We start from the raw sequence: 26,947 nt of genomic DNA, 5'->3' as shown, positions 1-26,947 counted from the left end.
CCGGCCGCATCCATCGATGTGGCCGGGCATGATTGCCGCACGATAGAGGCCCGCGTCAGGTCACGCGGATCAGCACCTTGCCGAGGTGATTGCCGGATTTGAGGTATTCGCAGGCAGCCTGCGCTTCGTCGAAGCCGAACACCCGGTCCACCACCGGGGCAAAGGCATTGGCCTCCATGGCGCGAAGCAGGCGCACCAGCATGCCGCGGCTGCCGGCGGCAATGCCCTTGATGGTGAGGTTCTTGCCGATGATCGCGCCGTAATTCGGCAGCGGTCCGTCTGCCGCACCCACACCCACAAGGACGATCCGGGCATTGACCGCACAGGCATTGATCGACTGGGGCAGGGTATGTTGACCGCCGGTTTCAGCGACGATATCGGCCCCGCGCCCGCCGGTCTGCTTCATCAATTCGGCAGCCCAGTCCGGATGCGTGGTGTAGTTCACCGTGAAGTCGGCCCCGGCCTTGCGGGCCTGATCGAGCTTGTCGTCGCTTGACGATGTGATGGCGACGAAGGCGCCGCTGGCCTTGGCGATCTGCAATGCGGCCATGGCGACGCCGCCGGTGCCCAGTGCAAGCACGATGTCGCCGGCCTTGACCTGGCCGACTTCGACCACGGCATGCCAAGCCGTCAACGTTGCGGCGGCAAGAGCCGCGGCCTGTTCGTCGGCCAGGCTGTCAGGCACGCGGACCAGCGCCGAGGCGGGCACCTTGAGGTATTCGGCCATCCAGCCGTCCTGGGTGATGCCCACGTCCGATCCGAAGTAGCGCATGTCGAACGGACCGTCCTGCCAGGCGATGAAGTGCGAAAGCACCGCGCGGTCGCCCACGGCGATCCCGCTGGCGCCTTCGCCCAGCGCGACGACTTCGCCGATGCCTTCGGAGAAGGGCACCCGTTCTTCCGGCTTCCTTGCGCCGTATCGGCCTTCGAGAATCTGGAGGTCGCGATTGTTGAGCGAGACGTAGCGGACCTTGAGTACCGCTTCGCCGGGCCCGGCCACGGGATCGGGGCGGGTAACCGGGGTAAGCGAGGACAGACCGTCCTGCGCGCCGAGTTGATAGGCTTTCACATCTGGCTCCTGAAGCTGTCGAGAATGTCGGATCCGCGCGCGAACCATGTCTGAGGGCGCGCGGCGAGGTCCGCCAGCAGGCGCTCGAAAGCGTCCATGCGGTAAGGCAGGCCGATGATGTAGGGGGTGAGGTGGAGCGGCAGCAGCCGGGCGCCCTGCGTTTGCGCCTCCGCGCTCAACCAGTCGTGCGCGTCGAGGATTTGCGTGGCGTAGCTGTCCACCGATTGCTGCTGGACGTTGAGGATCTGCCGGTCCGAGAGTTCGTGGTTGAGCGGCAGGTTCACCAGGCCATTGGTGAAAGTCCACGGCACTTCGTCGTTGGCCCAGTCGCAGCAGTATTCGATCCCGGCTTCCATCAGCAGATCGGGCGTGGCGAAGCTTTGCGAGCGCGCGATCGAATGCCAGCCGCGCGGAGCCGCACCTGCCACGTCCGACAGCGCGGCGATGCTGTCATGGATGAGCGCGCGCTCGGCGTCCACCGGCAGGGAAGAGGCGATGGTGCCGTTCATGTCGGTGGAATGGGCAATGATCTCGTGCCCGGCATCCACCACGTCACGGATGATCGAGGGATAGCGCTGCGCAATCGCGCCGTTGGCCGCGATCGAGGCTTTCACGCCCGCCTTGGCGAAAGCGTCGAGCAGGCGGTAGAACCCCACCCGCGTGCCATATTCTCGCGCGGTGTAGTGGCGATAGTCCGGATAGGCGGTCTGCATGTGTCCGGGCGCCCGGAACGGCGTGTCGCCCGGCGTGATCGGGAACCATTCGAGGCTGACGACGATCCAGGCCGCCACGCTTTTGCCGTCCGGCCAGGCCAGCGGCTTGCGGCTGGGCAGGGTGCTGAAAGCATAGAGATCGTGGTCGTAGCCGAGGCGGCGCTTCGGATATTCGATATAGCTGGGGTCGAGGGTCATGCGATGGACTCCCGGGCATGAGCGGCTCTCCACGCGTCGGCGATGTCGCCGGAGCGGGTGATCCAGGCGCGGCCGTCCGCGGCGATGTGGCGCAGGACTTCCTCGAAGGCGCCAATGCGGTGGGGCTGGCCGATCAGGTAGGAATGGAGCGGGATGCACATGACCGTGCCGGACGGTTCGTCGGCAAGGCGCTCATATTGCCGGATCAGCGTTTGCGCATATTCGCGCGGGCTCATGTTGTAGATGAAGAAGCCGTAGTGGTCGTTGACTTCGAGGCTGTAGGGCATCGAGATAAGGTCGCCGCTAGCGGTGTTGACGGGCTGGGGCTGGTCGTCGTGATAGAGATCGCAGGTATAGTCGAGCCCGTATTCGGCGATCAGATCCAGCGTGCGCGGCGTATGGGTGAGCGCCGGGGCGAGCCAGCCGCGGATCGTCTGGCCGGTGGCCTCGCGCACGGTGCGGATCGAATCCTCGATGATCGCGCGCTCTTGCGCTTCGTCCATGCCGTAGGAGTAGCGGGTGTTGTAGATGCCGTGGCTGAAGAACTCCCAGCCGCGCGCGTTCGCGTCCGCCACCACTTCGGGATGATGCTGGCACAGCGCTACCGAAAGGCTGACGGAGCCCGGGAAGCCGTGCTTGCTCATGACCTCGGCCATGCGCCAATGCCCGACGCGGTTGGCATGGTCGCGGTGTGCGTAGCCCACGACGTCGGGATGCGGTTTCGCCCATGACTTGCGGTGCGGGTTCGCCGGAGGGTCTATCTCGTAATATTCGAGATTGGGCGAAACCCAGACGGCGACCTTCTTTTCGCCGGGCCATGAGAATGGCGCGCGATCGCGATAGGGCTTGAAGTCGTAAAGGCCGGGATCGGCCTGTCCCTCCTGCATCAGCGCGCCTCCAGCCAGTCGATCACCGTCTGCACCGGCTCCACATCCGCATATTTGAGCTGGAGGTCGGTGAGATTGGCGAAGTGATAGCTCTCGTGCTTGTCGGCACAGGTCTCCACGGGAACGATGGTGCGATAGCCCCTGCTGAGACTGTCCACCGCCGTGGCGCGGATGCAGCCCGAAGTGGAGCCGCCGGTGATCACCACCGTATCGACCTTGTGCCAGACGAGCAGGCTTTGCAGCGGTGTCTCGAAGAACGCCGAGGGCATGCGCTTGGTATAGACCATGTCGGCCGGATCGATCTCGCAGCGCTCGTCGAACGCATGGCGGCGGCTTTCGTACCTGATGTTCTGGAGCGAATCCGGCGTATCCGTGCGCGTGCCCCAGACGCCGGCGTCGCTGGCATCCTCGGCATAGGCGACGTGGGTCCAGATCACGGGCATGCCCTTGGCGCGGGCAAGCGCGGAGATCGTGTTGGTATATTCGATCTGGCGCGGATCGGTCTCATACGCGGTCTTGAATTCGTCGATCCGGGTGTAGGCGTTCTGGAAATCGACATTCACGATCGCCAGCTTCTCTCCGAAGCCGAACTTCGTGCGGGCGGGGTTCGCCATGACTTCTTCGAATATCTGCCGCGCGGTCTTGCCGTCGCTGACCATCCGGGTGCCGACGATGCTCATGGAATATACCTCGTTCAGGAAAAGGGCGCCCCGCGATAGGAGCGCGCCAGCCGCGCGGTGTCCGCTGGGAGAACAGGGCTGTCCGACCTGCGGACACCGCGCGGCCTGGGGTCAGATCTGGAACTTCACGCGCACCGTGTAGCGGCGCGGATCGCCCGGGAAGAGCGAGAGGAAGTTCGCGGTAACCGTTTTCTGGTCGGTCAGGTTGGAGACCTCGAAGGCGATCTTCATCTTCTCGTCCATGGTCGTGTAGCTGACAGCGGCGTCCACGTAGTCCTCGGTCTGCGTGGTCGTGGTGTTCAGCACCGCCACCCAGTAGGGCGAGTTATGGCGCCAGGTCACGGAAGCACCCAGCGAGCCGTCCAGTGCTTCCACCGGCTGGTCATAGGCCGCGCCGCCGCTGAACTGGAAGGTCGGCACGCGCACGGGCTTGTAGGCGGTGGTGAGCGTGGTCGATGTCGGCACGATGTAGGTATATTCGCCGTGCATCAGCGAAGGATTGGCGAAGAGGCTGAAATTGCCGAACTTCGCAGTGCTTTCGATCTCGATGCCGTAGGCTTCGAAAGTGCCGGCATTGAAGGGAAGCTGCGATATCACGCCGGTGATCGGGCTGGTGACGGCGGCAGTGACCTGGAGGTCCCTGGTCTTGGCGTAATAGCCGGTGGCGTTGAAGCGCAACTTGCGGCCGAACAGTTCGGACTTCACCCCGCCTTCGAACGACCACGTCTTCTCGGGATCGAACATCACCGCATTGTACGGCGCGGCCGAACCGCCGTTCCAGCCGCCGGACTTGAAGCCGTTGGTGGCGGAAGCGAAGACCATGACGTCCGGGTTGATCTTGTAGTTGAGCGCCACGCGCGGGGTGAACTTGCGGAATGTCCGCTTCAGCGGAATGCCGTAAGCGGCCACTGCGGCGCTGTCGTATCCAAAGCCCGGGAATTCGTCCGAGGCGAGATAGCCGACCTGCTTGGTCTCGATCGTGTAGCGCCCGCCTGCGGTCAGGGTCAACTGCCGGGTCAGGTCGAAGTCTGCCTGCGCATAGACCGCGCCGGTTTCGGTCTTGGGCAGGAGATGCTGGTCCTGAACGAGATTGAACGCCGTGGTCCCGCCGGAAAAGCTGGTCTGGCGATCGTCCGATTTCTCATTGAGATAGAACAGGCCGGTGACGAGGTGAACGCGGTCGCCGAAGAGATCGGCATTGTACTTCAGCTCGCTCGACCACTGCTCGTGCGTGCCGTTGTCGGTGATGATGTAGCCGGCGTACTTGTTCACCGCGTTGGCGCTATATTCGTTGATGTAGCCCTGATCGAGGTGGCGGTAACCGAAGATCCAGGTCAGCGAACTGCCTTCAAGGTCGTAATTGACGTTGGCGCTGAGTGCGACGTTCTCGGACAGGTTGCAGTTGCCCGCTCCGGTGGAGAGCAGGTTCTGCGCGTTGTTGCCGTTGCAGCGCGTGGTCGGCAGCCCCGAGGCGGTTTCGTAGAAGACCGGGCGGGTGGTGGCGGCGGGCACGTAGGGGTTTTCTCCGGCGACGCTGCGCAGGCCCGCATATGTGCCGGAGTTGCGGGTATATTCGGCGGCAAGATCGATGGTGAGCCGGTCGGTCGGCAAAAGCCGGACATCGCCGCGCAGGCCGTAGCTGCTCTCGCCGTTGAACCAGTCGCCCGTGGTGATGTTCTTCAGATAGCCCCGGTCCTGCACGACATAGCCCGACAGCTTGGTCAGGATCCCGTCGGTCAGGGGCAGGTCGGCGGTTGCCTTGACGGTGTACCGTTCATAGGAGCCCGCGCTCATTTCCATCTTCATGCCGGCGGTGTCGGAAGGCTTGCGCATGATGACGTTGATGGCGCCGCCGGTGGTGTTGCGCCCGAACAGCGTTCCCTGCGGACCGCGCATGACTTCCACGCGCTCGGTATCGAAGAAGGCGTAGTTGTTGGCGTTCTGGCGGGCGACATAGACGTCGTCGACATAAGTGGTGACCGGCGCGTCGAAGGTCGGGGTGGACTGGCTGTTGCCCAGGCCGCGCAAGTAATAGGCATTCGCCGAGGCGAGGCCCGCATTGTGCTGCGAAACCATGCCCGGCACGAACTTAGATGTGGAGATGGCATCCTGGACATTGAGTCGTTCCAGCATGGCTTCGTTGAAGGCGGTGACCGTTACCGGCACGTCCTGCAGCTTTTCCTGGCGGCGCTGCGTGGTAACGACGATTTCTTCGAGCCCGCCGGTCTTCGCGCCGGTTTCTGCGGGTGCTTCCTGCGCCTGAGCCTCGGCCTGAACGGAGGCGAGGCTGAGCGGCATGAGTATCGTGGAAAGGAGCAGTCGGTAATCGGTCATGGCGATTCCCTCATGGAATGGCGACCATTCGCCGAATGATATTGTTATAATGATATATCAATATGTCAAATAATTGACGCAGTATTTCCGGATTCAGCTAAACCGCGGATATCGGCCGAGAAACAGGAAGCCGGCGGCGCTGATCGGGAGGATGATGGCGCAAGCGATGAGGGCAGGGGTGAAATCGTGCGCGGCATCGCGAATCATCCCGAACACGAGCGGCGCGAAACCGGCGCCGATCGTGAAGCAGACGTAGAACAGGCCGTAGATCGCGGCGTAGGATCTCATCCCGAAATATCGTGCCGTCAGATAGGCCACGACATCGAACTCCACGCCCAGCGCAAAGCCGATCAGGAAAATGGCGAAGCCGGCGGTGGCAGGGGCGACATGCCCTCCCGAAAGGATGAGGCAGGAAGCCACAGGCACGCTCAGGATCACGAAGGCGACGGCGGGCGCCCAGAAACGGTCGAGCAGGAAGCCGCCCACCAGCCGTCCGGTGATCGATGCAAGGCCGATCAGCGGGGTCAGCCTCACGATCGTTGCGGCGTCGAGGCCCTTGTCGCTCAGGATGGATTCCAGGTTGGGCGGGGTTCCGGCCAGCGCGAACGACAGCGGAACCAGCAGCAGCGCGATCAGCCAGAACCGCCACTGGCGCAGCGCCTCGCCTCGGGAATATCCTGAAATCGGCGTGATCGGGTCAGTGTTTCCGGTGTCCTGCAGGTCGGCGGGGGAAGGATCACGGAACAGCAGCAGCGTGATCGGCGTGGCGACCAGTAGCGGAAGCGCGCCCAGCACGGCGTAGCCGGTCCGCCAGCCGTAATCGCCGATCACCCAGGCGAGTACGGGCTTGCAGGCGATGCCGAACAGGCCCGTGCCCATCATGGCGATGCCCAGTGCCAGCCCGCGATGACGGTCGAACCAGCGGTTCACGGTGCGGGTGAACGTGATCGGCAGGCTGCCCGCGCCGACGGCCGCGGCGACGCCCCAGGTGACATAGTACTGCGTGAGCGAGCCTCCCAGCGTGGCGAGCGAGATGTAGGACAAGCCGAACAGGGCAAGAGAGGCGGCCGAAACCGTCCTGGCGCCAAAGCGCTCGCACAGCAGCCCGGCGATGGGGGCGGCCACCAGCAGGGCCAGCGTGGTGATCGTCAATCCGCCCATGATCTGGCCCATCGACCATCCGAATTCCTGCGCGAGGTGAGGGGCGAAAATTCCGAAGGTGTAGAAAGGCAGCGATACGAGGCCGCTGCCGATCCCGATCAGCGATGCCAGCAGGATCGTCCAGCCGCGCGCGAATTCGCCGTCGGCGGATGCTCCGGCCGGATCGGGGAAAGCGGCCTGTTCGATCCTGTCTGCCTGCAAGTCTGCCTCCATGAAGTTCTTCAGTCTGGAGGGAACCGCGTCTGGCTCTGCATTCCCAGCACGGGTGCCATTGCATCCGCACAGCGGATAGCGCGCGGTGCGGGCTGGCCGGAGGGCGCGGGATCGAAGGACTGTTCGCGAACAATCCAGCAGGAGTAGATATAATGGCCGCCTGGCTCGTCGTTACCGCCCACCTCAAGGACCGCGAGGCTTTCATGTCCTGCGGCTATGCCCAGGCCGCTGCCGAGGCGCTGGTCAATTATGGAGGAACTTACGTCGTGCGCGCGCCCGGCGGCACCGTGCTTGAGGGCGAGGGCCGGGACGGCGGCTCGGTGGTGGTTTCGGAATGGCCCGATCGCGACGCCGCGCTCGCATTCTGGAACTCGCCCGAATACACCGCCGCCAAGAAACTGCGCGAGGGACTGGCGGAAATCTCCGTCACGCTCGTCGGCGCATGACGTGAACGCCCCTGCCGGTCGGGAGCCGGCAGGGGCGCGGTCGCCCGTCAGATGTCGGGCGCGCCGTCGTTGGACCAGTTCTGCCAGTCGCGGGTCACGAAGACCTCGTCGATCAGGGTGCGCTGGTAGCATTTGCCTTCGCGGAACCACTGCCAGGTGCGGGCGCGATGGGTGCGCTCGTCGTTGTTCTGGATCATCTCGTAGAGATAGATGCCGGGCTCGTTGTGGCGGGTCCAGTTGAGGCAGGTCGAACGGTTGAAGTCGTCCGGCTGCATGGCCGCTGCCCAGCCCTTGATGAGATCGTTGTCCCACCAGATCCGGCCATCCTTGTAGACTGCCGGGAAATCGCGGACTTCCACGCGGCCGTCATCCCAGAAATAATGGTTCGTCTGGTGGTAGTGATCCACGCCGTCCTTCTCGAACAGGCGGCAGATCAGGCGCGAGCGGTGCTGGTCGGTCAATTCGCCGGTCTTGGCGTCGTAATAGCGATACCAGCCTTCCCAGACGCCTTCGTTGGATGCCAGCAGCGGCATCGCCTCGCGCACGCCGGGCGTGTTGATGAGTGTCGTCATGAAACCTCCTTTTCAGCTTACCGGCCGGGAGGTTGCGCCATGATCGTGCGGATTGCCCGAAGGGGAGGCGTTGCTATCCGTCCTGCGGACAGCGGCAGGGGGCGTTGCCGCCTTCGAGCCGGGCGCGGGCGCGGCCTCTCTTTCTGGCGCGGCCCAGCAGCCGCGAACCCAGGAACGTCGCGGTCAGCGCGCATCCCGCCAGCAGGAGGGCGCCGAGCATGAGATGCCCTTCATCGATAGACCACTGCGATCCGAAAGTGCCTGCCGCAAGGTAGCCCGGCGCGAACATCAGCGGCACCCACAAGGTGGCCGAAGCGATGTTGGCGATCTGGAACGGGCGGCCGGGCATGGCCAGCACGCCGGCCACAAGGGGAACCGTCGCGCGGATCGGGCCGAGAAAACGGCCCATGAAGACCGCAGCGAAACCGAACTTGCGGAAGAACAACCGGGTGCGGGCCACCGCGGGGCGATGCCGGTTGAGCGGCCAGCGCCGATAGATGCGGGGGCCTATCCTGTTACCCAGGCCGTAGGAAACCCAGTCCCCCAGGATCGATCCGGCCACGGCCCAGATGAAGATCGGCCATGCGTCCAGCGCGTCGGCGCCGATCAGGCCGCCGATCGCCAGCATGACGGCGGTTGCCGGGACGAACAGACCCACGATCGCAAGGGATTCGCCGAAGCACAGAATGCCCACGACAGGGCCTGCCCACATGCCGTGGGCGGAGACGAACTGGCTGGCCTGATCGATCAGGCCTTCCATGTGCCGTGCCGGATCACGCGTGAGACTGGGAGCGGCCGGCCAATGCCGAAAACGGGCATTCCGGGGGAGGTCATGCCGCGAAGGGGATCGCGGCATCGCCGCGTCCGTCCCACGGCTCCAAACTTCGGCCCAGCACGTCCATGTAGCATTCGAGCACCTGATACGATGCGCCGTCCCAGTCGTAAGTGGCGCTGGCATTGCGGGCATGGGCGCCCATGGCAGCCCGGGCTCTTGCGTTGCGGGTCAATTCGCGCAGCCCGTGCAATGCCGCCTCCATGTCGCCCTGGGGGAAGAGGATGCCCGAGCCTCCCTGAAGCAGGTTGCGCCCGCTGGGCACGTCGATGCAGACGGTGGGCACGCCAGATGCCATGGCTTCCAGCGTCACGTTGCCGAAGGCTTCGGTCGTGCTGGGATTGAGGAAGATATCGGCGCTGGCCACTGCCCGTCCGAGTTCCGGTCCCATGAGGTGGCCGGCGAACCGGGCTTGCGGCAGCTTCTGCTCCATCCATGATCGCTCCGGGCCGCCGCCGACCACGAGCGGCCGGATCGGCAGGCCTTCGCGTATCAGCCGCTCGCACAGTGCGACATATTCGGCGAGCCCCTTCTCGCGAACGAGACGGCCGAAGTGGAGAATGGCGACCTCGCCGTCCGCGATCCCGAGCTTGCGCCGCAAGGCCATGTCGCGGGCGTGAGGGGTGAACTGGCTGCGATCGACGCCTCGCCCCCAGATGCGCGTCCGTTCGCCGAGACCGGCCTCGCCGAACTCGGCGGCGATGGCCGGCGTGGGTACGAGGATGCGGTCGCTGCGGCGATAGAAGCGGGAAAGGTGGCGTTCCATCGCGGGCCGCAGCAGCTTCGCGCCGTAGAAAGCGGCATACTTTTCGAAGCGCGTGTGCAGGCTGGATACCACCGGAATGCCCGCGTCACGGGCGAAATTCTGGGCGGTGGTCCCGGTCCAGTCCGGCGCCGACACATGTATGATATCCGGCGCGAAGGCGGAAAGGTGCGCGCGGATGCGCCGTGGCATGCCCAGGCCAAGGCGATAGTCTTCGCGCCCCGGTATCCGGATCGACGGCACCGGGACAAGCGTTCCTTCGGGCGCGAAGGCGGGCGTCGGCGAAGTGGGCGAATAGACCATGACCGAGCAACCACGCCGTTCGAGATAGCCGACGAGACGGTTGAGCGCCTGGTTCGCGCCATCGCGAACGTAGTTGTAGTTGCCCGAGAAAAGAGCGACGCGGGGCCGCTGGCGGGACTGGCCGGATCGATGTGATCTCGGCGCTGGATCGATATGCGGCATCACTTCCTGATATTTTTCGATGTTTCGGCTGCCGTTGCCGAGGTTTGTTCGGGCCCTGCGCGACCTTTGCTTACGGCAACCTTACAAGGGCGGACTATTTGCCTCAGAGTTCCCGGATGACGCGCAAGCCCGCCTGGGGCCTCCACCCCAGTTCGCGCTGGTGCGCCGCGCCTATCCCCGCCTGCATCGAAAGGCGAGGCGCGATGTCCTGATGAAGCTGCGGCATGATGAGCAATTGGCGCCCGGCGCCGCTCTGGAGGTTGAATTCGATACCCAGGGTCGTGGCAGGCGATGCGTCGTAGAACGTGGAATGGTTGAGCAGCGCCCTGCTTCGGCCACCTTTGGCAAAAGTGACGTCGCCCGCGCCGGCCATGGCCATCATGCTCCAGCGTGCGTTGAAGCGGTAGCCGACGAGATAAAGCAGGCTGCTTTCCCAGCGGCCGCTTTCCCGATTGTAGAGACCCAGGTACTGGACGCCGTGCACGCCCTTTCCGCCATCGAGCGCGCCGAATGTGCCCTGCAGGCCGAGCTTGTAATCTGTGATATGGCCATCCTCGAATGGCAGTTCCAGTTCGACCGCCAGCCCGTCGGCCACCGCAAGTTCGATTTCCGGCGCCCATTCGACCGCGCGGTCGGGGCCGGACAGGCGGGTCTGGGCCAGGGTGTTGACTTCAAGCTCGCCCGCGCGTGCACCGAGCGGGCGGACCATGTCGAACACCATCGGCTCCGCTATCTCGGGATAGTTCTGAGCCATTGCCGGTGCCGTCTGCAGAAAGGAAATCGCCGCGAGAACAATAAGGGCCGGGCGCATCGATCGGACACTCCTGTTGCGCCATGGCCTCGTCGCCGCGATATGGACGACATGACAGATAACCATGGCAATGTCCGGCTGCCCGCAGCATGGTCCAACTTACCGCGACCTTACTGGAGCCGTTCATGCGACTGCTGATCGTCGAGGATAATCCTGATCTGGCCGAACTGATCGGCACCCGCCTGCGCGAGGCGGGCTTCGTCAACGACATCGTTTCCACCGCGGAAGACGCGCGGCTGCTCGTCGAGGCGGGCCATCACGCGGCCCTGCTGCTCGATCTCGGGTTGCCGGACCAGGACGGGATCGCCTTGCTGAGGAGCCTGCGCGCGGCGGGGCATTTCCTGCCGGTGCTGGTCCTGACAGCGCGCTCTTCGATAGCGGATCGGGTTGCCGGACTGAATGCGGGCGCTGACGACTATCTTCCGAAGCCCTTCGCGGCGGAGGAACTGGTCGCTCGCGTGGCGGCGCTGCTGCGGCGCGCCACGGGGGAGAACGGCGTGGAAATCGCGTGCGGCCGCTTGCGCTACGATGTCTCGTCCCAGACCGTGAGCGTCGATGAACACGCCATCGTCCTGGCCCCGCGCGAGATCCAGTTGCTGGATCTCCTGATGCGGCACCGCGACAAGGTGGTGCGCAAGACCCAGATCGAATCCGCGTTCTTCGGGCTCGGCGATGAATTTTCCTCGAACGCCGCCGAAGTCAGCGTGCACCGTTTGCGCAAGCGGCTTCAATCGCTGGACGCCGGCGCCGAAATCGTGACGGTGCGCGGCCTCGGCTATCTGTTGCGGGCTTCGCCGGAGCACTGATGCATACTCACTCGATCCTGCGGCGCATCCTGCTCCTTCATGCCGCGGCCACGCTGGTGACCGCAGGATTGGTGGCCTTCGGCGCGATGATGCTGTTCAACAGCACCAGCGATCGGCTGCAACGCCAGATCCTCGACGAATATGCCGACAAGATGCAGACCGGGCTTCATCGCAGCGAAAGGGGCTGGAGCATTTCCGACGAAGCGGCATCGGCGCTTCGGGGCGGCGGCAGCAGTTTCAGCTTCTGGATCATCGATCACGACCGTCAGGTCGCCATCGAGAACTTGCGGTCCAATCCTTCGCTGATCGTGCCGACGCGCGCCGGAGTGGTCTATTTCAAGCGGGTGCGCGGCTCCAAGATCTATTCGGGGATGAGCGTTCCGCTTGCGGGCGAATCTGGAACCTGGCTCGTCATCGTCCAGAATCTCGATCATCCTGATGTCATCTTCGATGATCTGCGAACCCAGGTCCTCCTGGCCGGGGCCGGTCTTCTCGCGCTGTTCCTGGTCGGGCTCCTGGCGCTGGAGGCCTATATCGTGCGGCAGTCGCTGCTGCCCGTCAAACGGGCCTCGCGCGAGGTCGAGCGGGTCTCTCCCTATCAATTGCAGCAGCGCGTGGATATCGATGGCATGCCGGCCGAGGTGCTGCCGCTGCTGCGCGCCTTCAATGCGGCGCTTGACCGGGTGGAAGACGCCTATCGCATAGAGCGGAACTTCGCGGCGGATGCCGCGCACGAATTGCGCACGCCGCTCGCCATACTCCGGCTTCTGGTGGAACAGGAGATCACCTCGGGAGGATTGCCGAGGATGCTCCGCCAGATCGACGTGGTGGAGGAAATCGTCGAGCGTCTGCTGCTCGTTGCCGAAGTGGATGCCATGGCGTGCGATCCGGCCGATGCGGTCGATCTGCGTGCGGTGGCCGAAGACCGGGTAGCGGCGATAGCGCCCCTCCTGATCGCGAAGAATCAGGAGATCGAGATTCTCGGCGAAGGTTCGGTGTGGGCTTTCGCCTCGCAGCACCTGGCGGGGCGGGCGCTCGATTCCCTGCTGGAAAACGCGATGAAGCATACGCCGCCCGGTACGCATGTCGCCGTGACCGTGGGCCCGGCACCGGAAATTCTCGTGGCGGATACCGGTTCGGGCCTGCCTGCGGACGATCGCCGCCTGTTCGATCGCTTCGCTTCGGCCCGGCGAGACCTGACCCGCAGTTCCGGGCTCGGTCTGGCGATTGCCGATGAACTGATGGCCAAGGTCGGCGGCGAACTGGTTGTCTGGGCGAATAGCCCTAACGGCGCGGTTTTTCGGCTTCGCTTCTGTCCGGCCGGGCAGAACGCCGAGGAAATCTAGCCCCTCATGCGGCGTGTTGACCACCCGTATCGGCGATCCGAGCCTGTTGGGGCGACCGTGGCCGATAGGACACGATCTCAGGCGAGATATAATATTTAGTATACGGTATTTGACATCCCCGGAAATGTGACGCAAAAATGGCGTCATTCAAAAGGGAGTCAAACCCATGAGGGGTCGTCAAACGAAATTTTATTGCGCTGCCGCGCTGGCCGCGATCGTCGCCGGCACCGCGCACGCACAGGAAGCACCGGCCGGCGAAGGCGCCGCCGCCGACATCGTCGTGACCGGCACGCGCATCAAGCGTCCGGACCTCGAAAGCAACAGCCCGCAGACCGTCGTCGGTTCCGACGAGTTCCGTTACCAGGGCGCCACGACCGTCGAGCAGGTGCTGAACCGCCTGCCGCAGTTCACCGCCGACGCTAACGAGAACGTCTCGAACGGCTCCGACGGTACGTCGAAGATCAACTTGCGCAACCTCGGTTCGCAGCGCGTGCTCGTCCTGATCGACGGCCAGCGCATGCTGCCGCAGCAGGCCGTCAATCTCAACTTCGTGCCGAGCAGCCTGGTCGACCGGGTCGACGTGCTGTCGGGCGGCGCCTCGGCGGTCTACGGTTCGGACGCACTTTCCGGCGTCGTCAACTTCGTGCTCAAGAAGGACCTCGACGGCGTGCGCATCGACGCGCAGGCCGGCTTCGCGCAGCACACCAACAACAACGGCGCGGTTCGCGACATCGTTAGCGGTCGTGGCTACGATCTCGCGCCGAAGTCGGTGATCGACGGCGGCAAGCAGGACATCACGATCTCGGCCGGCAAGAACTTTGCCGACGGTCGGGGCAACATCACCGTCTACGGCGGCTATCGCAGCTTCAGCCCGGTCCGCCAGTCCAGCCGCGACATTTCGTCCTGCGCGCTCGAACAGATCGATCAGGCGGGCACCGGGCTCTATTGCGGCGGCTCCAGCAATACGCCTTATGGCACGATCACGCCGCAGGCCCAGGGCAATCCCTATCTCAACAAGGCGCAGGTCAACAATCCGGACGGTTCGCAGACCTTCCTGCCTTACGGCGACGGCAGCGCCTACGCCTACAACTACGCGCCGGACAACTACTTCCAGCGCTCTGACGAACGCATCACGGCGGGCGGCTTCGCGCACTTCGAAGTGAGCAAGGCGGTCGAGGTCTACGGCAGCTTCATGTACATGCGGGACCATACGTTCTCGCAGGTCGCGCCTTCGGGCATCTGGGCCGGTCGCACGTTCGACATTTCCTGCAACAACCCGCTGGCGAGCGACAGCCAGCTCCAGGTGATCTGCGGCAGCGCCGCCGGAACCAACACGACGGCCCCGGCATTCGTGGCCTATCGCATGACCACCTCACCCCGCCGGGACGACCTGACGTACAACGATTATCGTTACAGCGCGGGTGTTCGCGGCGATATCGGCGGCGGCTTCAGCTACGATGTCAGCTACCTCTATTCGCTGGTGAAGTATCGTGAGAGCTATCTCAACGATGTTGACCAGAACAAGGCGGCAGACGCGCTGAACGTCGTGAACGTCAACGGCGTTCCCACCTGCCGGTCGGTCATCACCGGCACCAACCCGAACTGCGTCCCGATCAACGTGTTCCAGGCCTATGGCGTCACTGCCGATCAGGCCGAGACGCTGTTCTCGACCAGCAACACGTCTTCGCGCAATTCGCAGCGGGTATTCTCCGCCACGCTGAGCGGCGATCTTGGCGAGCAGGGCATCACCGTGCCCTGGGCCAATCGCGGCGTCGGTATCGCTCTGGGTGCCGAACAGCGCCGCGAGACGCTGAACTTCTACGCCGACGAAATGGCGCAGCAGGGCGGTGCGACCAATTCCGACGGCATCATCAACGTGAAGGAAGCCTACGGCGAAATCGAAGTCCCGCTGATCGAGGACAAGCCGTTCTTCCGCTCGCTGACGATCAATGGCGGCATCCGCTACTCGGCCTATGACAACAAGCAGAATTCGACGGGCTTCAAGTCCAGCTTCAACGTCGTCACCTACAAGGGCGAACTGAGCTGGCAGCCGGTTGACGACGTTCGCCTGCGCGGCAGCTACAACCGCGCGATCCGCGCACCGAACATCACCGAACTGTTCGCTTCGCAGTCCGTCGGGAATGTCAGTGGTACAGATCCTTGCGCCGGTGATACGCCTTCGGCTACGTTGGAAGCCTGCCAACTCAGCGGCGTAACGCCTTCGCAATACGGCTTCATCGCCGAATGCCCGGCCGACCAGTGCTCGTCTCTGGGCGGCGGCAACCGCGACCTCAAGCCGGAAACGGCGGACACCTGGACGGCCGGCTTCGTGCTGACGCCCAAGGCGCTGCGCAATTTCTCGCTCTCGGTCGACTATTACACGATCAAGGTGAAGGACTACATCGGCCAGATCGCACCTTCGCTGATCATCAGCCAGTGCATCCAGACCGGCGATCCCTACTACTGCAGCCTCTTCCGCCGTAACCCGACCTCGGGCGTGATCTTCGGACAGAACAGCGGCTACATCGTTTCGACCACGCTCAATACCGGCTCGCTCAAGACCTCCGGCATCGACGTGAACGCCGATTACACGTTCAACGTCGGCAATGCCGGACGCATGAACCTGAGCATGGTCGGCACCTACCTGATCAACCAGATCGCAGAGCCGCTTCCGGGCGCGGGCACTTACGACTGCAAGGGCATGTTCGGCTACACCTGCGGCCAGCCCAATCCGGAATGGCGCCACGTTGCGCGCATGACCTGGATGGCTCCGGGCGATTTCACGGCCTCGCTGTCCTGGCGCTATATCGGCGGCACGAAGCTGTCGAGCCTGTCGGACAATCCGTTCCTGACCGGCACGCCCAGCGTGGTGAACCGCAAGATCGATGCCTATAACTACTTCGATCTGTCGCTGACCCAGGTGATCGACAAGCAGTTCACCCTGCGTGCGGGCGTGAACAACCTCTTCGACAAGGATCCGCCGGTTCTCGCCGCAGGCCTGCTCCAGAGCTTCGGCAACGGCAATACCTATCCGGGTGTCTACGACGCGCTGGGCCGCACGATCTTCGTCGGCTTCACCGCCAACTTCTGATCCAGGAGGGACGGCGACTCCTCCTGTCCCTGGGGTCGCAGTCATCAGGAAGGCCCGTCCGGTCGAAAGACCGGGCGGGCCTTCTGGCGTGCGGGGTCAGATCGCGGCGGCAGGGTCTGAGGAGATGCCGTTGCGGACCACGAGGCGTTCCGTTGGCGGAGCGGCCACGGCGGCTGCGGCATTGGGCGCCCGGATCGCGACGAAATCGGCCCGCGCGCCGGGAAGCAGCCCATGGCCCTCGCGGCCGATAGCGGCGGCGGCTTCCGTCGTGGCCATGGCCAGCGCGATTTCCAGATGTGCGTCCGTGTGGAAGCCCGAACGGTAGCCGATCAGCATTGCCCGCTGCAGCATGTCGCCATTGCCGTAAGGCCACCAGGCATCGCGGATATTGTCGTTTCCGGCAAAAACGCGCACCCCTGCCGCGCGCAGGCGCAGGATCGGCGGAAACGCCCGATCTCCCGGCGCATTGGTCATGATCGCAACGCCGGCATCGGCAAGGGCGCGGGCGGTACTGTCGACCAAGTCGTCCGGAACATCGCCCAGCGCATAGGCGTGGCTGATCACGACCCGGCCGGCCATGCCCAATGCCCGCGTCCGTTCGGCGATGCGCAGGATCTGCCGGATGCCGCCTTCACCCGCTTCGTGGAGATGGATGTCGATCCTGGCTCCGCGCCGCTCGGCGATGCCGAAGACCACGCCGAGATGCCCTTCAGAATCGCCGTCCATGCCGAGCGGGTCGATCCCGCCGATCACTTCGGCCCCCTCCCTGATCGCGGCGTCGAGCACGTCGGCGGTGCCGGGGCAGGTGAGGATGCCCGCCTGCGGAAAGGCCACCAGTTCGATATCCATGTGGCCGCGCCATTTCTCCCGCGCGGCCATCACCGCGTGGAGATGAGATAGGCCGGTGGTGGCATCCACGTCCACATGGCTGCGCATCGCCACGGTGCCGAGGCTGGCGGCCTGGCCGATCAGCACGTCGGCCCGCACCGTCACCGGCCGGACATCGGCAAGCATGGCCTTCTCCACCGCGAGCCGCTCCCGCAGGCTGGCGGCTGGGCGGTGGGGCTGCCATGTCTCACCGAAGAAGCTCTTGTCGAGGTGGATATGGCCATCGACGAAGCCCGGCACCACAAGGCGCCCTTCAAGGTCGATGGTTTCGGCGGCACGTTCGCCCGGCAGGCGAGGGCTGATCTCGATGAACCGTCCGCCCGAAACCGCAAGGTCAGCGGCGCTGCCGTCAGGCAGCAGGGCATTGGTGAAAAGGCGCTCCATCATTGCGCGGCCTGCGCGTTCCATGCTGCGACCTTGGTTTTCGTCTGCACCAGCATGCCGTCAAGAGCGGCCCGGTCATAGACTTTGCCGTCCATCACCACGGCATGGATCGCGCGCGTCGCGGCAATGTCCTTGAGCGGATCGCGATCGAGCAGGACGAGGTCGGCGGCCATTCTCGGCTTTATGGCGCCGTAGCGATCCAGCTGGCCAAACCAGGCGGGGCCGGCCCGCGTCGCCGCCGAAAGCGCCTGAGCCGGGGTCAGGCCTTCGGCCACGAACAGCCCGAGTTCATCATGCAGGCCCTGTCCGGGATAATTGAAGGAGTTGAGAAATCCGGCATCCGTTCCGGCGATGATCGTCACACCTGCCTTTTCCAGCAGCGGGAGAATGGCGGCCATGCGGTTGAAATGCTCGTGCCGCGCGGCGATACCCGCAGCATCGGCCTGCGCCGCGCGCTGGACGCGCCATTCGTAGGTCTTGCGCAGCTTCGGGCCGATGTAGGCGAGGTAGGGATCGTCTGCGTGATCGTCGCTGTCGAGCCAGGCGATCACGCGGCTTCCGTTGAGGGTGGGCGTGACGAACACGCCCTTTGCGGCGAAGTCGCGATAGGCGGCCATGGCGGTGGCGGTATCGAACCCGCTGTCCAGCATGCGGTTCGCTTCGGTACGGTCAATCCGGCCCGCGGCGAAATCCGCGGCGATGCGGGCTTCGTCCTTGACGCCGGCCTTGTATGCATAGTCGAGATGCTCGATCGAACTGATGCCCGCATCCACCGCCTGGCCGACCGTCAGCGCCATGGGTATGTGCCCCGAGGAACGCAGCCCTCGCGCCTTTGCCTGCGAGACGGCGTAAAGGAACAACTGCGGATCGAGCGTGCTGTCTGTGATCTTGACGAAATCGACCTTGTCGCGCTGTTGCAGCCGGGTAAGCGCGGCGTCGACATCGGCCTTGCTGCCGACTTCGATGGTGCCTTTCCAGATCGGAGCGATGCCTTCGATCTTGGCGCCGGAAGTCAGCAGGCGCGGACCGAACAGGTCGCCGCTCGCGATTTCACCGCGCCAGGCCAGGACCTGATCGGGCAGGTCGCCCGAACAGTCGCGTATCGTGGTGATCCCGTTGGCGACATAGAGGGGCAGGAGAGCCTTGTTCTCCTCGACCAGTTCGGGCCCTCCGCCGAAGTGGACGTGCATGTCCCAGAGCCCGGGAATGAGGAAGCGGTCTTTCCCCTCCACCACGTTCTGCGCCTGCCACTGGCGTGCGATTTCCCTGTCCTTGCCCACGGCAACGATTTCTTGCCCGCGCAGGACGACTGCCTGCTCCTTCTCCGCAGCGGCGTGCTCGACATCGATCACGGTGACGTGCCGGATGATGACGTCCCCCTGGCTGACCGCTGCTATCGCCGGGGAGGTGGTGGCCATCAGCGCAGCGACCAGCGGGGCAAGACACTTCATCGAACAACTCCTTTGTGACGCATTGCAATCTACAAATCGGGCGTGATATTCACAAATTAGATGTTGGAATGAATATTATCCATTTCAGGAATGACGCTTGCTCGACCCACGCCTTCTTCGCAGTTTCGTTGCCATTGCCGATGCCGGGCACTTCACGCAGGCGGCCGAACGGCTGGGGATGACGCAGTCCACGATCAGCCAGCAACTTGGACGCCTGGAGGATGCGGCCGGCCATCCCCTGATCGACAGGCATTCCCGGCCAGTGCGCCTGACCGTGATGGGAGAAAGGCTGATCGGCCATGCCCGCCGCATTCTCCAGCTCGACGAGGAAGCGCAGACCCTGCTGCGCGATCCGGCAGGAACGGCCGCGATCTCGATCGGGCTGCCGGAAGATCTGGCTTCGCCTGCGATGACCGAAGCCTTCTCCAGTTTCGCGGGACACAGCAGTCGCACGCGGATCGATGTCACCACCGGTCTTAGCCGCGATCTTGCCGCGCGCTACCGTCAGGGTGAGTTCGATGTCGTCATCGTCAAGGAGGCCCGGGCATCGGCAGATTGCCGTGGCAGCTTCCCGGAGCCGCTGGGCTGGTTCCGCGCCATCGATGATGCGGGCGAAGATGCCGGCCCTTTACCCCTCGTGGCTTTCCCGGCGGGCGGCCTCTACCGGGAGGCGATGTTCGAGCAGCTCGAGGCGGAGGGCCGCCGCTGGTATGTCGCCTTTTCCGGCAGCAGCCTGCAAAGCGTGCTTGCCGCCGTTTCCGCCGGGCTGGGCGTGTCGCTGCTGCCGCTTGCGGTAACGCGCGGAAGCCGGCTGCGGCAGGATGAAAGGTTCGGCGGCGTCGCGCCGATGGTCGTCTCGCTTTATGCGCGCGAGGATCAGGGGCCCGTGGCCGGACTGACCGAGCGCATGATCGCGGTGCTGGCGGCGCGTTAGCCCACTTGCCTGAGGCGGTTGCGGCCTTCGTTCTTGGCCTGATAAAGCGCCCTGTCGGCTTCCGCGAGCAGGCCCTCGCGGTCCATGCCCGCGACATGGTTCGTAAGGCCGATGCTCACCGTTACCCGCTGGAGATCGAGCGGCGCCCAGTCCAGCTGCTCCACACTCCGGCGGACGCGTTCGGCCACGGCGAATGCCATTTCCGTGCTTGTCGCGGGAAGGATGACGACGAATTCCTCTCCCCCGACCCGGCCGACGAAATCCGACCCGCGCAAGGTAACGGCGCACGTCTGCGCCACACGGCGAAGCACCTGATCGCCAACGGCATGGCCGAGACGGTCGTTGATCTGCTTGAAGCGATCTATGTCCAGCGAGGCGACGGCGAGCGGCGTGCCGTGCGCTGCGGCCTGATCCACTGCGGCGTCCAGTACGATCATCGCCTTTCGCCGGTTGGCGATGCCCGTGAGCGGATCGGTTTCGGCAAGCTGCATGGCCTGATCGGCCATGGCTTCGGCACGGGTACGGGCATGGGTGAGTTCCATCGCCGCAAGCACGCGATTGGTCACGTCCTGGAAGATACCGAAGATGGCGACGGGCTTGCCGTCATCCCGCAGTTCCACTTCGCTGCAACTGTAGACGTAGCGGATGGCGCCATCGGCACGGACGATGCGCGCCTCGAAATCGACCGGCTGCAGAGTGTCCAGTGAGCGCGTGAGCGCGTGAGCGCGTTATCGACGAGCACGCGGTCTTCGGGATGATAGAACTCTATCGCATTGTCGAGCGAAGGCGGACGCTCCGGAGGGAGGCCGTGAATGCGATAGACCTCGCTTGACCAGAACAGCCGGCGTTCCAGCAGTTCCAGTCGCCAATGCCCCACTTTGGCGATGCTTTCGGACATTTCCAGCCAGCGCTTGCCGCGTTCCACCTCGCTGAAGCTGCGGTCCCGCGTATTGACGAGCGCGGCCAGCGGCAGGGCGGAAGCGAGCAGCGTGAACAGGTAGAACTGAAAGAACAGCACTTCAGCCGGATGGCTGGCGTGCATCAGGCTGATCGGGCCATGTTCCTGCCAGATAGCCACCGAACCGATCGCTGCGATCATCAGCGTGCTGCAGGTCGCTCCGGTCGGACCGATGAAGTATGTCGCCATGAGGACACTCAGCAGCGGCAGGAACAGCAGCGGATAAGTGGACTGCGCAAAGACCACCGCAGAAGTGACGCCGACGAGCAGGAGCACCGTGGCCGTGCGCGTGGCATCGCGAATGCTCATGCCGGATCGCGGCTGGCCGTCCCCCCGCATGAAATTCATGATGAGCGGCACCACGATCATGATGCCGAGGCTGACGGTCATCAGCCAGGAAATGAACATGTGGCCGAAACCGTCGCCGATGAGCAGACTGGCTATCGTCGCGCTGACGGTGGCCGCAATGAGGGCGGCGCAGCAGAAACGCATAACGGCGGCGATGCGGAACAGCGAGCCGTCCTGTTTCTCGATCCCGTTCATGATCTTGAACGCGATGATCGCTTCGATCACGTTGGCGAAAGTGAAGCCGGCGGCGAGCACGGAATTTCCCTGAGGCGTGAAATTGGCCGCAAAGCTGGCCATGGCGATCGCAAGCACGATCCAGCGTCTCTCGCCCGGTGCGGCCAGCAAAAGCCCTGCAACGCCGACCCCGCTGGACGGCCACACTGTGGCGATCCCGTCCACGCCTTTGGTAAGATGCAAGGCCGCCGCGGCCATGGCAAAGTAAAGAATGCCGATCCCCGCCGCCAGCGGGATCGTCCGACCAAGTTTCCTGCTACCCACGGAAGCGAGGATAGACGCGGGTCCGGATATTTTCGACTCGATATTGACGAGGCTCGAAAAAATATCGCGTTTCCGATCGGCCCAGTCTGTGCGGCGCGGCGGTTCTGCCTGTCTGCGGCATCATATGATCAGCAGAATGATGCCGATAAGGATCGACCACAAGGCCGCCGTAGCGCCAAGGATAAACATGACATCGAGTCTGCGGGCATTGCCCGAAGTGCGGTCCACATTGGTCATGGCTGGCTGCTCCATAACTGCTGCCTGCAACAACCCCACGGATAATTAACTGCAATCTCTCGTTATTGTTCCCCGAACGCATCGATGCGGGCTCATTTGGCCCGTCAGCCCCGACCCGGTACCCGGATCGGGGCTTCGCGAAGCTTACCAGGTATAGGCGATCGTGCCCTGGACCGTGCGACGGTTGCCGTACCAGCACCAGCTATAGTCGGAGAAGCAGCTCGTCAGGTACTTCTTGTCGAAGATGTTGGTGGCGTTGAGGCCCAGCGTCAGACCGGCGAGCCTGGGGCTGACCTTGGCCAGATTGTAGCGGATCAGGCCGTCGAACACCGTATAGGCGGGGGTGTAGATCGAGACGTTGTCATCGTCGCTGCCGGCATAGACGTGATCGACATGCCGCACCGCGCCGCCGATCGAGAAGCCTTCGAGCGAGCCGGACTTGGGAGCCCAGGCGAGGTTGGCCGAAATGCCGCCCTTGCCGACCGTGGCGAGACCCTTGCCGATCTTGTCGGCGTCCACGTCCTTGAGCGTCTTGACGCTCTGCGTGCTGAAGGCGACGCGGAAGTCGAAGTCATAGGGCAGCGAACCGCTGGCCTCCACCTCGACGCCGCGCGAACGCACTTCGCCGGACTGGAAGGCGGCGTACGTCAGCGGGTTGTAGACCACCACGTTGGTCTGGTTGATCTGGAACCAGGCGCCGGTCAGCAGGATGGCGGTGCCGGGAACCTGGTACTTGGCGCCAGCCTCGATCTGCTTGCCGAGCGAGGGCTTGGCAAGTCCGCCCGTTTCCAGCACCGCGGATTGCGGCTCGAACGAGGTCGAGTAGGTTACGTAAGGCGCAACGCCGAATTCCGTTTTGTAGAGAGCGGCAGCGCGCCAGGTGAACTTTTTGTTGTGCTGGACGGAGCCGCCTTGTTCGAGGCGCGCCCAGTCCTGGCGGCCGCTCAGCGTGACATCGAGATCGCCGAGCGAGATGCGATCCTGCGCATAGATGCCCTGCTGGCGCTGTCGCGTCGCGGTATAGCCGACATCGCCGCCCGGCACGTCATAGGCGGTCTGCGGCGTGTCCATCGTGCCGTAGACGGGGTTGTACACGTCGATCGGAGTTGCCGAACCGAAGGCAAAGAGTTCGTTCGAATGTGCGACCTGACGGTCGACCCCCAAGAGCACGCTGTGCTTGAGCGGACCTGTTTCGAAATGGCCGGTCAGCTGGTTGTCCATCGTCCAGCTGTTGAGGTGTTCCTTGGTCGCATAGGACGCGCGGTTGTAAACCGTGCTGCCAGCCGCCACCGGGGTGCCGGATGTGTAGACGATGCCCAGGCTGCTCTTGACGTACTGGTAGCGGCCAGAGGAGCGGAATGCCCAGTCTCCACCGAAGTCATGGCGCAGGATATAGGTTCCTGCGGCCTGCTCGCGCTTGAAGAAGTCGCCCGGCTCGCCGCCGTAGAACTTGGTCGAGATCTGGCCTTCGGGGCCATTGAACAAGGTGCCCACAGCGGGGAACACGCTGTAGTTGCCATTGAACGGATCGTGCGAATAGGCTGCCAGCAGCGTGAGACTGGTCGCGCTGTTCGCGCCGAGCGTCACCGCGCCGGAAACCGTCTGGCGGCGGCGCTTGCCGTAGCGCTGCTGGGCGTCGGCGCCGTTGACGCTACCGTAGACGCGCCAGAGCACGTCTTCGCCGGCCTTGCCGCCGACATCGCCGTCGAGGCGATAGCTGTTGTAATTGCCGTAAGTGCCGGAAACGGCGCCGTAGAAGTCACGATCGATCGGCAGCTTGCTCTGCTCGGCCACGAAACCGCCCGGGCTTGAGGAGCCGTAGAGCGCGGATGCCGGGCCCTTGACCACTTCAATGCGGTCGAGACGGGACATGTCCACCTGCGGGACCGCATAGCCGCTGGCGCTGCCGAACAGCTTGAGGCCATCGAGGTAGGTCGGCGCATCGAATCCGCGCAGCTTGAACTGGTCATAGACCTCGGCCGAAGACCCGCGTGTTTCCGGGGTTACGCCCGCCACGTAACGTAGGCTCTGGTTGAGGTTCTGGATGCCGAGTTCGGCGATCGTCGCGGCATCGATCACCGAGATCGACTGGGGCGTCTCGGCGATGGGCGTATCGCTCTTGGTCCCGGAAGAGGCGACCGTCGAAGAGCGGTCGCCCTTTACCACGATCGTATCGTCGGCATCCGCGGCATGGGCCAGCGAGGGGAGACTGGAGATCGCCATCATGCCAGTGGCCACTCCCACGAGAAGCCGGCTGCGGGCCGTCGTTCGGAACATTGGTTATGCCTTTCGAGAATACGTCGCGATCGCGCCACTAGTGATACTGCGAATTGATCGCAATATTCCTCGAAGGTTTCCTGTCGGCATCGCAATCGTTTCCCATCCCCTGTCACTTGTTGGCAACAGCAGGCGTGCGGGCACGACTCGGGGGCCGCTCCGGCGGCAGGCGAGTTTTCGTTTTGAAACAGTCGCCGCTGCCTTCAGCAGCAGCGTCCGCCGTTCTTTCCGCCGTAACGGGCTTCCTGCCGGTTTCGGAAGAACGTCGTGTGGTCCATGACCGGAAGCTCGGGGTGATGCGCCTGCATATGGCGGCAATAATCCTCGTAATCCGGCACGCCTACCATGAGTCGCGCGGTGCGGCGCAGGGTGTCTGCCAGCGCTTTCATGCTGCTACGGGCTCCGACGGGATCTCGCTCACTGTCGGCACTGCGCTCCGGCGCGCGGCGATGCAGGTGCGCAAGGTGAAGACCATCAGCGACATCACGACCGCGAGGAACACCGCGACCAGAGCGGCGTCCACCCGGTCGTTGAAGACGATGCGCTGCATCTGCTCCACGGTCTTCGCAGGAGCCAGCACGGTGCCGTTTTCCAGCGCTTCGGAGAATTTGGAGGCATGGGCCAGGAAACCCACGGCGGGATCGGACGAGAACAGCTTGAGCCATCCGGCCGAAAGCGTGCAGACCAGCAACCATGCCATCGGCAGCAGCGTGACCCAGGCAAACCGGTCACGTTTCATGCGGAACAGCACAGCCGTCGCCAGCATGAGCGCGATCGCCGCGAGCATCTGGTTCGAGATGCCGAAGACCGGCCAGAGCGTGTTCACGCCGCCCAGCGGGTCCGTCACCCCCTGGTAAAGGAAGAAACCCCAGGCCGCCACGCACAGGCCGGTAGCGACGAGGCCGGGAACGTGGCTTTTGCGGTCGTTGAGGCCGGGTACGGCAAGCGCCATCAGGTCCTGCAGCATGAAGCGCCCGGCGCGCGTTCCGGCGTCCACGGCGGTGAGGATGAACAGCGCCTCGAACAGGATCGCAAAGTGATACCAGAAGGCTTTCATCGCGGGGCCCCCCACGACGTGCGAGAAGATTTCGGCCATTGCCACGGCAAGCGTCGGCGCACCGCCGGCGCGGGATATGATGGTGTGTTCGCCGACCTCGCTGGCAGTCCGTGAGATGGTGTCGGGCGAGATGGGGAAGCCCATCGCGGTCACGGCATGGGCGGCGCTTGCCGCGTCCGTTCCGATCAGCGCGGCGGGGCTGTTCATGGTGAAGTAGATGCCCGGATCGAGGATCGAGGCCCCGACGAGCGCCATGATCGCCACGAAGGCTTCCATCAGCATCGCGCCGTAGCCGATCAGCGGGGCGTCCGCCTCGCTGGCGATAAGCTTGGGCGTGGTACCGCTGGCGATCAGCGCGTGGAAGCCGGATACGGCCCCGCAGGCGATGGTGATGAACAGGAACGGAAACAGCCCGCCCGAGAAGACCGGGCCGCCACCGGCCGCGAAAGCGGTGAGGGCGGGCATCCTGAGCGGCGGCGCCATGATGAAGATGCCGATTGCAAGCGCGGCGATGGCGCCGATCTTGAGGAAGGTCGAAAGATAGTCTCGCGGCGCGAGGAGCAACCATACCGGCAGCACCGATGCCACCGCGCCGTAGCTTATCAGTATCCAGCAAAGCTGTACCGGCGTGAACGTGAACAGCGGTCCCCACACTGGCGACTGGGCCACCGCCTGCCCGTAGACGATCGCAGCCAGCAGGCCGAGCAGGCCGAGGATCGAGACTTCACCGATCCGTCCGGGGCGAATCCACCGGGTATAGGCACCCATCAGCATGGCGAGGGGTACCGTTGCCGCAACCGTGAACATGCCCCAGGGGCTTTCCGCCAGCGCCTTGACGACGATGAGCGCGAGCACGGCCAGGATGATGACCATGATCATGAAAGCGCCGAACAGGGCGATGGTCCCCGCCCACTGCCCCATTTCCATGCGGATCAGTTCGCCGAGCGAGCGTCCGTCGCGTCGCATCGATATGAACAGGACCATGAAGTCCTGAACCGCCCCTGCCAGTACGACGCCGCCGATGATCCAGAGCGTTCCGGGAAGATAGCCCATCTGCGCCGCCAGTACCGGGCCCACCAGCGGCCCGGCGCCGGCGATGGCCGCGAAGTGATGGCCGAACAGCACGGTTCGGTCGGTTGCCACATAGTCAAGCCCGTCGGCCCGGCGGATCGCGGGCGTTGGCCGGGCAGGGTCAAGTTTCATGACGTGGCGGGCAATGAACAGGGAATAGTAGCGATAGGCGACGAGGAAGCAGCATACGGCGGCCATCACGATCCACAGCGCATTCACGGTTTCGCCGCGGGACAGCGCGACGACGGCCAGGGCAATGACGCCGGCAAGCCCGGTCAGAAGCCATGTGAGGTGCCGCGTCATGCCATTCTCTCCTGCCGTGCGTTCTGCCTGTAACGACACGTTCTTTCCCGCCGGGAACCGGCACGGCCTTCGCTGCACGATTATGTTCGCGATGTGAAGCCCGGCTTTCCTGTTCGCCTGCCCGTGGCAACACTTCGCAATGGCACTTGACAAG

The 26,947-nt window shown here is 64.2% G+C and carries 22 protein-coding genes; 5 read left to right on the top strand and 17 right to left on the bottom strand.

From position 1 onward, the window contains the following. Positions 1 to 55 precede the first annotated feature (55 nt). The 6 genes from U9J33_RS19210 to U9J33_RS19185 all read right to left on the bottom strand — a co-directional run bounded on the left by U9J33_RS19210 (position 56) and on the right by U9J33_RS19185 (position 7,243). The gene (locus U9J33_RS19210) at positions 56 to 1,069 is read right to left on the bottom strand and encodes a zinc-dependent alcohol dehydrogenase family protein (RefSeq protein ID WP_054435999.1); all 1,014 of its coding nucleotides are present in this window, start codon (positions 1,067 to 1,069) and stop codon (positions 56 to 58) included. After that, on the bottom strand, positions 1,066 to 1,980 hold the full coding sequence (locus U9J33_RS19205) for a polysaccharide deacetylase family protein (RefSeq protein WP_324699713.1): 915 nt from the start codon (positions 1,978 to 1,980) through the stop codon (positions 1,066 to 1,068). Before U9J33_RS19205 ends, U9J33_RS19210 begins: the two co-directional genes overlap by 4 nt. Continuing rightward, positions 1,977 to 2,867, bottom strand: coding sequence for a polysaccharide deacetylase family protein (locus U9J33_RS19200; protein ID WP_054436001.1), 891 nt, complete (start codon positions 2,865 to 2,867; stop codon positions 1,977 to 1,979). The genes U9J33_RS19205 and U9J33_RS19200 overlap by 4 nt, the downstream gene beginning before the upstream one ends. Next, a complete protein-coding gene (locus tag U9J33_RS19195; protein ID WP_324699712.1) occupies positions 2,867 to 3,547 on the bottom strand; it encodes an isochorismatase family protein in 681 nt (226 codons plus the stop codon). The genes U9J33_RS19200 and U9J33_RS19195 overlap by 1 nt, the downstream gene beginning before the upstream one ends. 111 nt (positions 3,548 to 3,658) lie before the next feature. Continuing rightward, entirely contained in the window at positions 3,659 to 5,881 is a 2,223-nt protein-coding gene (locus U9J33_RS19190) for a TonB-dependent receptor (protein WP_185999834.1), read from the bottom strand. 93 nt (positions 5,882 to 5,974) lie between these two features. Then, positions 5,975 to 7,243 (bottom strand): MFS transporter, encoded by a 1,269-nt coding sequence (locus U9J33_RS19185; RefSeq protein WP_292636561.1) that lies wholly within the window; start codon positions 7,241 to 7,243, stop codon positions 5,975 to 5,977. Positions 7,244 to 7,407: 164 nt separating this feature from the next. On the opposite strand from U9J33_RS19185, the gene U9J33_RS19180 reads away from it, so the two are divergent. Continuing rightward, positions 7,408 to 7,701, top strand: coding sequence for a DUF1330 domain-containing protein (locus tag U9J33_RS19180; protein WP_054436004.1), 294 nt, complete (start codon positions 7,408 to 7,410; stop codon positions 7,699 to 7,701). 47 nt (positions 7,702 to 7,748) lie between these two features. Here U9J33_RS19180 and U9J33_RS19175 read toward each other — a convergent pair whose 3' ends face one another. From U9J33_RS19175 to U9J33_RS19160, 4 genes are all read right to left on the bottom strand, one after another. Next, a complete protein-coding gene (locus U9J33_RS19175) occupies positions 7,749 to 8,273 on the bottom strand; it encodes a DUF3598 domain-containing protein (RefSeq protein WP_185999832.1) in 525 nt (174 codons plus the stop codon). Positions 8,274 to 8,346: 73 nt separating this feature from the next. Continuing rightward, positions 8,347 to 9,033 carry a DedA family protein gene (locus U9J33_RS19170; RefSeq protein WP_054436006.1) on the bottom strand — a complete coding sequence of 229 codons (687 nt, stop codon included), beginning with the start codon at positions 9,031 to 9,033 and terminating at the stop codon, positions 8,347 to 8,349. A gap of 70 nt (positions 9,034 to 9,103) precedes the next feature. Continuing rightward, complete coding sequence (locus tag U9J33_RS19165) at positions 9,104 to 10,333, bottom strand: glycosyltransferase family 4 protein (RefSeq protein ID WP_185999831.1); 1,230 nt, start codon at positions 10,331 to 10,333, stop codon at positions 9,104 to 9,106. Between the two features lie 103 nt (positions 10,334 to 10,436). Next, a complete protein-coding gene (locus U9J33_RS19160; RefSeq protein WP_324699711.1) occupies positions 10,437 to 11,087 on the bottom strand; it encodes a hypothetical protein in 651 nt (216 codons plus the stop codon). A gap of 182 nt (positions 11,088 to 11,269) precedes the next feature. On the opposite strand from U9J33_RS19160, the gene U9J33_RS19155 reads away from it, so the two are divergent. The 3 genes from U9J33_RS19155 to U9J33_RS19145 all read left to right on the top strand — a co-directional run bounded on the left by U9J33_RS19155 (position 11,270) and on the right by U9J33_RS19145 (position 16,387). Beyond that, the gene (locus U9J33_RS19155; protein WP_054436018.1) at positions 11,270 to 11,950 is read left to right on the top strand and encodes a response regulator transcription factor; all 681 of its coding nucleotides are present in this window, start codon (positions 11,270 to 11,272) and stop codon (positions 11,948 to 11,950) included. Beyond that, complete coding sequence (locus U9J33_RS19150) at positions 11,950 to 13,296, top strand: ATP-binding protein (RefSeq protein ID WP_185999830.1); 1,347 nt, start codon at positions 11,950 to 11,952, stop codon at positions 13,294 to 13,296. The genes U9J33_RS19155 and U9J33_RS19150 overlap by 1 nt, the downstream gene beginning before the upstream one ends. Before the next feature lie 166 nt (positions 13,297 to 13,462). Further along, positions 13,463 to 16,387 carry a TonB-dependent receptor domain-containing protein gene (locus U9J33_RS19145; RefSeq protein ID WP_185999829.1) on the top strand — a complete coding sequence of 975 codons (2,925 nt, stop codon included), beginning with the start codon at positions 13,463 to 13,465 and terminating at the stop codon, positions 16,385 to 16,387. Positions 16,388 to 16,483: 96 nt separating this feature from the next. On the opposite strand, the gene U9J33_RS19140 is transcribed toward U9J33_RS19145, so the two are convergent. Continuing rightward, on the bottom strand, positions 16,484 to 17,662 hold the full coding sequence (locus tag U9J33_RS19140; protein ID WP_324699710.1) for an amidohydrolase family protein: 1,179 nt from the start codon (positions 17,660 to 17,662) through the stop codon (positions 16,484 to 16,486). Further along, on the bottom strand, positions 17,659 to 19,110 hold the full coding sequence (locus tag U9J33_RS19135) for an amidohydrolase family protein (RefSeq protein ID WP_054436011.1): 1,452 nt from the start codon (positions 19,108 to 19,110) through the stop codon (positions 17,659 to 17,661). The genes U9J33_RS19140 and U9J33_RS19135 overlap by 4 nt, the downstream gene beginning before the upstream one ends. A gap of 97 nt (positions 19,111 to 19,207) precedes the next feature. On the opposite strand from U9J33_RS19135, the gene U9J33_RS19130 reads away from it, so the two are divergent. Further along, positions 19,208 to 20,044 (top strand): LysR family transcriptional regulator, encoded by an 837-nt coding sequence (locus tag U9J33_RS19130; protein ID WP_132469237.1) that lies wholly within the window; start codon positions 19,208 to 19,210, stop codon positions 20,042 to 20,044. Here the strand turns inward: U9J33_RS19130 and U9J33_RS19125 are convergent. The 5 genes from U9J33_RS19125 to U9J33_RS19105 form a co-directional block, all read right to left on the bottom strand. Then, the gene (locus tag U9J33_RS19125; protein WP_324699709.1) at positions 20,041 to 20,664 is read right to left on the bottom strand and encodes a GGDEF domain-containing protein; all 624 of its coding nucleotides are present in this window, start codon (positions 20,662 to 20,664) and stop codon (positions 20,041 to 20,043) included. The genes U9J33_RS19130 and U9J33_RS19125 overlap by 4 nt on opposite strands. After that, positions 20,607 to 21,848 (bottom strand): MASE1 domain-containing protein, encoded by a 1,242-nt coding sequence (locus U9J33_RS19120; RefSeq protein WP_420719913.1) that lies wholly within the window; start codon positions 21,846 to 21,848, stop codon positions 20,607 to 20,609. Before U9J33_RS19120 ends, U9J33_RS19125 begins: the two co-directional genes overlap by 58 nt. Positions 21,849 to 22,229: 381 nt before the next feature. Then, a complete protein-coding gene (locus tag U9J33_RS19115) occupies positions 22,230 to 24,362 on the bottom strand; it encodes a TonB-dependent siderophore receptor (RefSeq protein WP_185999825.1) in 2,133 nt (710 codons plus the stop codon). Between the two features lie 203 nt (positions 24,363 to 24,565). Further along, the gene (locus tag U9J33_RS19110) at positions 24,566 to 24,751 is read right to left on the bottom strand and encodes a YbdD/YjiX family protein (protein WP_054436014.1); all 186 of its coding nucleotides are present in this window, start codon (positions 24,749 to 24,751) and stop codon (positions 24,566 to 24,568) included. Further along, positions 24,748 to 26,793 carry a carbon starvation CstA family protein gene (locus tag U9J33_RS19105; RefSeq protein ID WP_185999824.1) on the bottom strand — a complete coding sequence of 682 codons (2,046 nt, stop codon included), beginning with the start codon at positions 26,791 to 26,793 and terminating at the stop codon, positions 24,748 to 24,750. The genes U9J33_RS19110 and U9J33_RS19105 overlap by 4 nt, the downstream gene beginning before the upstream one ends. Positions 26,794 to 26,947 lie beyond the last annotated feature (154 nt).

The sequence above is a fragment of the Novosphingobium sp. RL4 genome (assembly GCF_035658495.1).
GTDB lineage: Bacteria > Pseudomonadota > Alphaproteobacteria > Sphingomonadales > Sphingomonadaceae > Novosphingobium.
The sequence above is the reverse complement of the archived record's forward strand: the minus strand, read 5'-3'. Positions and strand labels throughout refer to the sequence as shown.